Annotated in this window: 4 protein-coding genes; all 4 read right to left on the bottom strand. The window is 65.7% G+C overall.

Annotated elements, in window-relative coordinates:
* Positions 1-90: 90 nt before the first annotated feature.
* Entirely contained in the window at positions 91-2910 is a 2820-nt protein-coding gene (locus E4O92_RS15965; RefSeq protein WP_135190725.1) for an ATP-binding protein, read from the bottom strand.
* Positions 2911-2913: 3 nt separating this feature from the next.
* On the bottom strand, positions 2914-3621 hold the full coding sequence (locus E4O92_RS15960) for a hypothetical protein (protein WP_135190724.1): 708 nt from the start codon (positions 3619-3621) through the stop codon (positions 2914-2916).
* Positions 3614-4987, bottom strand: coding sequence for a hypothetical protein (locus E4O92_RS15955; RefSeq protein WP_135190723.1), 1374 nt, complete (start codon positions 4985-4987; stop codon positions 3614-3616). Before E4O92_RS15955 ends, E4O92_RS15960 begins: the two co-directional genes overlap by 8 nt.
* Positions 4988-5405: 418 nt before the next feature.
* Complete coding sequence (locus tag E4O92_RS15950; RefSeq protein WP_135190722.1) at positions 5406-6158, bottom strand: DUF3108 domain-containing protein; 753 nt, start codon at positions 6156-6158, stop codon at positions 5406-5408.

Here is a 6158-nt window from a genome sequence, read left to right as displayed (position 1 = left end):
GCGCACGCGGTACCCATGCATACCGTTTGCGCATCGATATTAACCACGACCACAAAATAAAAGGGGCCGATCATTGTCGGCCCCTTTTTTTTATGCAGCGCTCGCTTCCTGCCTGCGCTGCAGCACGAAGATCGGCTGCGCCCACTGCTGGTCCTTCTTCTTCTTGCTCGTGATGAGCGTCAGTTCCGAAGGATCGTAGACGTCCGTATTGTGCGTCAGCGGCGTGGTCATCAGGTACTGCGCGTCGGTGTTCTTCAGGAATTCGCCCACCAGCTGGATGTTGCGGATGTCCAGGTGCGCGAACGGTTCGTCGATGAACACGAAGCCGCCCGAGCCTTCTTCTGACTTGAGCAGGCCGATCAGCAGCACCAGCGACTTCATCACCTGCTGGCCGCCCGAAGCCTCGCCGTCGTTCATGCCGATCTGGTCCTTGCCGTCGAACTTGAAGCGCACGTGCAGGCCGGCCTGCGCCAGCTGCACGTCGTCGTTCTCCAGCCGCACCGGGTCGGCCGTGACTTCGATGTTGGCCAGCTCGCCCAGCTCCTTGATGTTCTTGGAGTAGGTCTTGATCGTGTAGCGCAGGCGCTCGATGTACGCGCCGCGCGCGTTGGCGGTGGCCTCTATCGCTCGGTTGTTCTGGTAGCGGCGCTCTTCGGTTTCGCTCTGGCGGTTCGAGAGCTGGTCGTTCAGGCGCGCGTACTGGTCGATCACGGTCGCGTCCAGTTCCCAGTCGTCGCGCGCCAGCGCGTGCTGCAGCGAATTGACGCGCAGGTCGACCTGGTGCGCGTTCACGTGCTGCGTCACCAAGGCCGCTCGGCGCGCGGGGCGACGCCACTCCAGCGGCAGGTGGCGCCAGCTGCGGCGCATCTCGAGCAGCGCCTTGGCGTGCTCGGTACGCTGCTCGATCTGGCGGCGGTGGTTCAGGCGCAGGCCGGCTTCCGCCTCGGCCAGCGCCATGCGCGCATTCTGCCATACGGTGTCGGCGCGGGTGCGCGCCACGGTCGCGTTCTTGGTCAGGGTCTGCAGCTCGCCCAGTCGTGCGCCTACTTCCAGGCGTTCGGCCTTGAGCGGCTCGATCGCGCGCGTGGCTTCCTCAAATTCGGCCTGGCGCGCCGCCAGTTCCTTGGCCGCGTCCACACCGGCAATGCGCACCTTCAGCGCGCTCACTTCGGCGGCCAGCTTGCTGATCGCGAGCGTGAGCGTGTCTTCCTTCGCCTCCAGCGCCGGCAGCGACTTCTGGATCGCTTCCAGGCGCTGCGTCTTGCCGGCGGCGCCGAAGCGGTAGCGCGACGGCTCGACGAACAGCGAACGGCCACCGCGCCGTTCGCGGTGGTAGGCGTCCGGCGTGATCCACTCGTCCGAGTTGCTCTTGAAGCCGTCGTCGACCGAGTCCACGCGCTCAATGCGCTCGAGCTGTTCGATCAGCCAGCCCGGCGCCTTGGCCGAAAAGCGCACCACCGACAGCAGGCTGCTGTCCTTGACCACCGGCGCCTCGACGCAGTCGGGCACGATGAAGTGGCGGTAGCGCTCCTTCTCCGCCAGGCGATACGCGGCCGGCGCGTCCTTGGCGCGTTCCAGCAGCACCACCGACGCGTAACCGCCCAGCACGCCCTCGACCGCACCCTGCCACTTGGGATCGGTCACTTCAACGATATCGGACAGCATGGCGTGCGCGATGCCCTCGTCGCGCAGCGCGCGGCGCATCAGGCGCTGCGCCTCCGGTTCCGGCATCGCGCTCTTGCCCTGCAACGCAGAGATGGTGGACATCTCACCCGCGATTTTGGCCGCCAGCGCATCGCGCTCCTGCTTCTTGCGCGCCAGTTCGGCTTCCTTCTCGTCCAGCTGCTTGGCCACTTCCGCGATGTCCGCGCCGGCGTCCTCCGCCAGCTTGCGCAGGCGCTCCTTCTGCTCCAGCAGGCTCTCCAGCGGCTTGAGCTTGCTGTTGACCTGCGTGAGGCGGCCTGCCAGCACCGAGCCTTCCTGCTCCAGCAGCGTTTCCTGCTGCTGCGCCTCGGTCAGCGCGCGCTGCTGGCTTGCCAGCTGGTTGCGCTTTTCCGCCAATTGGGTATCGGCCTGCGCCATGGGCTTCCTGGCTTCGCGCAGCTGGCGGCTGATGCCCGCCGCCTTTTCGCGCGCCTCGTGGTACTGCAGGGTCGGCAGCACCTCTTCGAGCAGGGTGCGCTTTTCCTTGTGCAGGTCTTCCCACTGGTGATAGTTGGCCACGCGCAGGCGCAGGCCTTCCAGGTTGGTGCGCGAGGCTTCCAGCTCGGCTTCGAAGCGCTTCAGTTCCGTTTCGGTGTCGCGCTGGTGGCGCTTGGCTTCGTCGTAGGCGTCCAGCACCTCCTTGTCGCCGAACACCTGGAACACCAGGTCGAGCAGCTGGCGCGGGGCGTATTCGCACAGCTTGTCGGTTTCGCCCTGCTCCAGCGCCAGCACCTTGGCCATCGCCGGCGACAGGCCGGCCTGCGCCAGGCGCTTGCGGTAGTTCTCGACCCCGAGCCAGTCGTTGGCCTCGGTGACTTCTTCGACCTGGATATTCCCCGGTCGCATAAGGTACTGGCGCTTCCAGTCGCCGCCGTTCTTCTGCACCTGGCAGAACAGGGTCACTTCGTCGTCGCTGAAAAATCCGGAGTGGCGGAACGGCCGGTTCGACAGCTGGCGCCCGACCGGCTTGTTGTCGACCACCGCGCGCAGCCAGGCGGTCTGCTGGCCCGAGTGGCGCGCGTAGTGCTTGTAGGTGCGGCCCATCGAACAATCCAGGCCGAACAGCGTGCGCATCGCGTCGAGCAAGGTGGTCTTGCCCGAGCCGTTCTGGCCGGCGATCGTGATGATCTTGGCGTCGAGGGGAATGTTCTTGATCCGCTGCCAGTAATCCCAGTGGACCAGTTCGAGTGATTTGATATGGAACATGGATTAATCCCGGTTCGGAATGTCGTTGGCGTCGAGCGCGTCGCTGTCCACGTCGTTTGCGGCCTCGCGCCGCCCCGTGGCCACGGCCAGCGGCGCGCGCTTGAACACGTCGGCCAGCGCGCCGTTGATGATGCGCTCCTTGAGCAGGTCGGTATCCATCATCAGGTCCAGGAGCGGCCCCTCGAGGATCACGTCGCCGCGGCGCTCGATGAAGCCGAGCTTGGACAACAGGCCCAGGTTCATGTCCATGCGGGTCTTCTTGCCCAGCTTGTCGCCGAAGTCGGCCAGCAGCGCGGTGTACGAGATGCCGATCGACGCGTCTTCCGCGCGCGGGATCGGGCTGTCCTTGTCGAACAGGTCGGTCTGGTCGTCGGCCACCGTGTGGGTCTCCTGGCGTTCGCGCTTGGGCAGGATGATCTGCGCCCACAACACCACCAGCAGCGCCACGCCATCGCGCGTGAGGCCGAAGTTATTGTTCTGCCAGATGTCCTTGGCGCCGAAGATCTTGGGCTCGACGTTGCGGTGCAGCGCCAGCGTCACGTGGTCGGCATACACGTTGTCGAGCAGTTTCAGGCCGCATTCGAGCAGCCGCTTGTCCACTTCGGCGCGGAACTGGTCGTCGGACAGCGCGCGCTTGACCATCTTGTCGTCGCGGCGCAGGGTCTGGTGCGTCAGCAGGCGCGCAATCAGGATTTGTGAATCGTCATTCATCGGGCGTGCCGCTCTCTAGGTCTAGGGATAGGGTTGCAATGGAGATGGCCGCGATCTCGGGATCGTCGAGCTTGATCATTTCATCACGGGCTTCGAACTTCACCGGCAGGCGCGCCAGTTCGGCGGTCGGCCCCTGCAGGTTGGCCTCGGCCGGGTCGCCCAGCAGCGGCAGCAGCGACGCGCGGTAAGACGCGACCGCGAAGCTGGCCGGCAGCAGCGACTCCTGGATCGCGACCGCTTTCGGGCCGCTCTCGGAAAATTCGGGGAAGTTGCCGAGGTTGGCGAAGTCGGCCAGGCGCTTGATCCAGTCATCCAGCTCGGCCGCCATGGCCGGGTTGTCGTTGATGGTGAGCGGCGCGTCCTCGCCGCTCGGCAGCCCGGTCGGGCCGGCCGCGACCGGGCGCTGGGCCAGCAGTTCGGCTTCAGCCACGTCGATCATCTCGGCCGGGGTGCCGAACAGCGGCATCACCGGGCGGTCCATCGCGCCTTCGGCCAGGCTGGCCAGGTCTTCGTGCGCCAGCAGCCAGCGCTTGACGTCCGTGGTCGACAGGCCCGACTGGCCAAGGTGCACGCGCTGGCGCTCGATCTGGTTGAGCGCGCGCGAGAACATGCCCTGCATGTTGAGCAGCGCGCTCTGGGCGCGGCCGATCGCCTGCGCCGCCTTGTGGGTGGCGGCATCGGCGCGCTCGTCCGAGGTGATCTTGCGCAGGATCTCGGAGCCCTTCTCGACCCAGTCGCACGCCATGTGCCACTTGGCCTGGGAGGTACGCAGGCGGAATTCGGAACCGGAGGCGATCGCGTCGCGGAACTCCTCGGTCAGTTCGACCAGGCGGCCCAGCAGATGCTTGAGCTGCTGGACGGTGACGCCGCCGACAGCCTGGGCGCCAGCCACCTGCGACAGCAAGAAGCCCATCTCGGCCTCGTCGGCCTCGATCTGGCCGACGGACAGCAGCGTGTCAAGCGCAGCCAGCACGTTGCGCGCCATCGGCGTGATGCGGTAGACCGCGGCCGGCGCATCCCATGCCAGCAGGCCGTGCGTGCGCAGGCGGTTCAGCACCGTCTCCAGGCTTTCCGGAATCAGGTAGGCGAACTTCTGGTTGATGTCGGCGCGCGAAAAGCTTGATGCGGCGGTATCTGCCGCGAGCTCGCGCAGCACCAGCAGTCGCACCAGCACGCCGTCCTGGGTGCCATGGAACAGCGCAGTGAATGCGTGCAGCGTGGGCGCGGCGCGCTTCAAGTGGAACACCTGCTCGATCTCGTCCGGCGCAATCCCTTCATGGAAATGCGCCTGTAGCGGATCGGCTTCGTCCTGGGCTATGGAATATGGGTCGGCGGCGAGGGCCGCGCCTTCCTGTGGTTCGATCATCTTGGGATACCAGTTCTCGCGTGCGCGGCGGTGTGGACAAGCTGTCAAGACAAGCCCAGCCGTCGCGGGGGCGTCAGTATAGCAGTTCAGGCGGGGCTACTTTATGGAAAGGCGGGGTTAGCAACAGATCCGGTTGCTGCGGCAGGTGTAGGGTGGGCAGGTTCTCCTGCCCACGCGTTCAGCGATGGCCGGCACATCCGAACAGGTTGCGTGTTCGTTGAACGCTAAATCGGGCTGGAATAAGGTACAGCTTGCAGGAGGCGTAGGGGGCGCGGGGCCGCCGAGGACCTGTGCGCACGCGGTTCGCGAAAGCCGCATCGAGAAGCAGCAGCCGCAAGTCAGCATGCTATGACCGCGTGCGCACTGGTGCGCACCCTACGACGCCCATTCGGAAGCTATAGGTACAAACAGCTGTTCGTTACTTTCTGGTCAACTTCGACAGCGTCTGCTCGACGAAATCCTTGTCTTCGTCCGTAAACCGCAACTTGACCGGATACCACTCCAGCGACGGCGCGAGCCAGATGTCGAGCGTCTGGCCCCGGTTGGCGTCCGAGGGTTCGCGCGTCACGTGCACCGTGTCCAGTTCGCCCAGCCCGGTGCGCACCTTCTCGTACCGAACCACGCGGAACGTCCACGGGTCGGCGTCGCGCCGGCCGGCCACGAAAAACGGCCAGGTCGAGCCGGGCTTGAACTTGTCGCCGGCCGCACGTGCCAGCGCCACCAGTTGCCAGGTCACCGACGCACGGTCCTGCTCGCCGCCCTTGAGCGGGTAGCTGTCCTTGCCCTCGCTGAAGGTCAGGGTCTTGCTTTCACGGTTGAAGGTGGACGTGGTCGGGTCCTTGCGGAAGCGTTTTTCGTAGAATTCGGAGGGCGCCAGCCCAAAGCTGTCGATCGTTCCCTGGCTGCGGTTCTCGGTCAGTTTGCCCAGCAACGCAACGCGCGACTCGGCGCTGACCGAGTACCTGCCGTCGCTGGTGCGCCATCCAATCAGCGCCTGGCCGTTCAAAGCAAAGCCGCGCTGGTGGGCATTCAGGTCATACACCAGGTCGGCCGACGGGGCGAGGTTGAACGGGTGCTTGACCACCGGGTGCTCCTCTGCCGCGACGGTCCCGCCCATGGTTGCCGCCAGCAGCAGCGCTGCCCCCGCCTGTGTCAGAAAATCGCGTCGCAT

Origin of the sequence: Massilia horti (assembly GCF_004614195.1) — a bacterium.
Classification (GTDB): domain Bacteria; phylum Pseudomonadota; class Gammaproteobacteria; order Burkholderiales; family Burkholderiaceae_D; genus Telluria; species Telluria horti.
Note: the sequence above shows the minus strand (reverse complement) of the source record. Positions and strands in the feature narration are given on the sequence as shown.

What these genes read in the sequence shown, in the direction of transcription:
- E4O92_RS15960 (WP_135190724.1), bottom strand. Translation starts at nt 3,621, where the DNA reads ATGAATGACGATTCACAAATCCTGATTGCGCGCCTGCTGACGCACCAG.
- E4O92_RS15950 (WP_135190722.1), bottom strand. Translation starts at nt 6,158, where the DNA reads ATGCGACGCGATTTTCTGACACAGGCGGGGGCAGCGCTGCTGCTGGCG.
- E4O92_RS15965 (WP_135190725.1), bottom strand. Translation starts at nt 2,910, where the DNA reads ATGTTCCATATCAAATCACTCGAACTGGTCCACTGGGATTACTGGCAG.
- E4O92_RS15955 (WP_135190723.1), bottom strand. Translation starts at nt 4,987, where the DNA reads ATGATCGAACCACAGGAAGGCGCGGCCCTCGCCGCCGACCCATATTCC.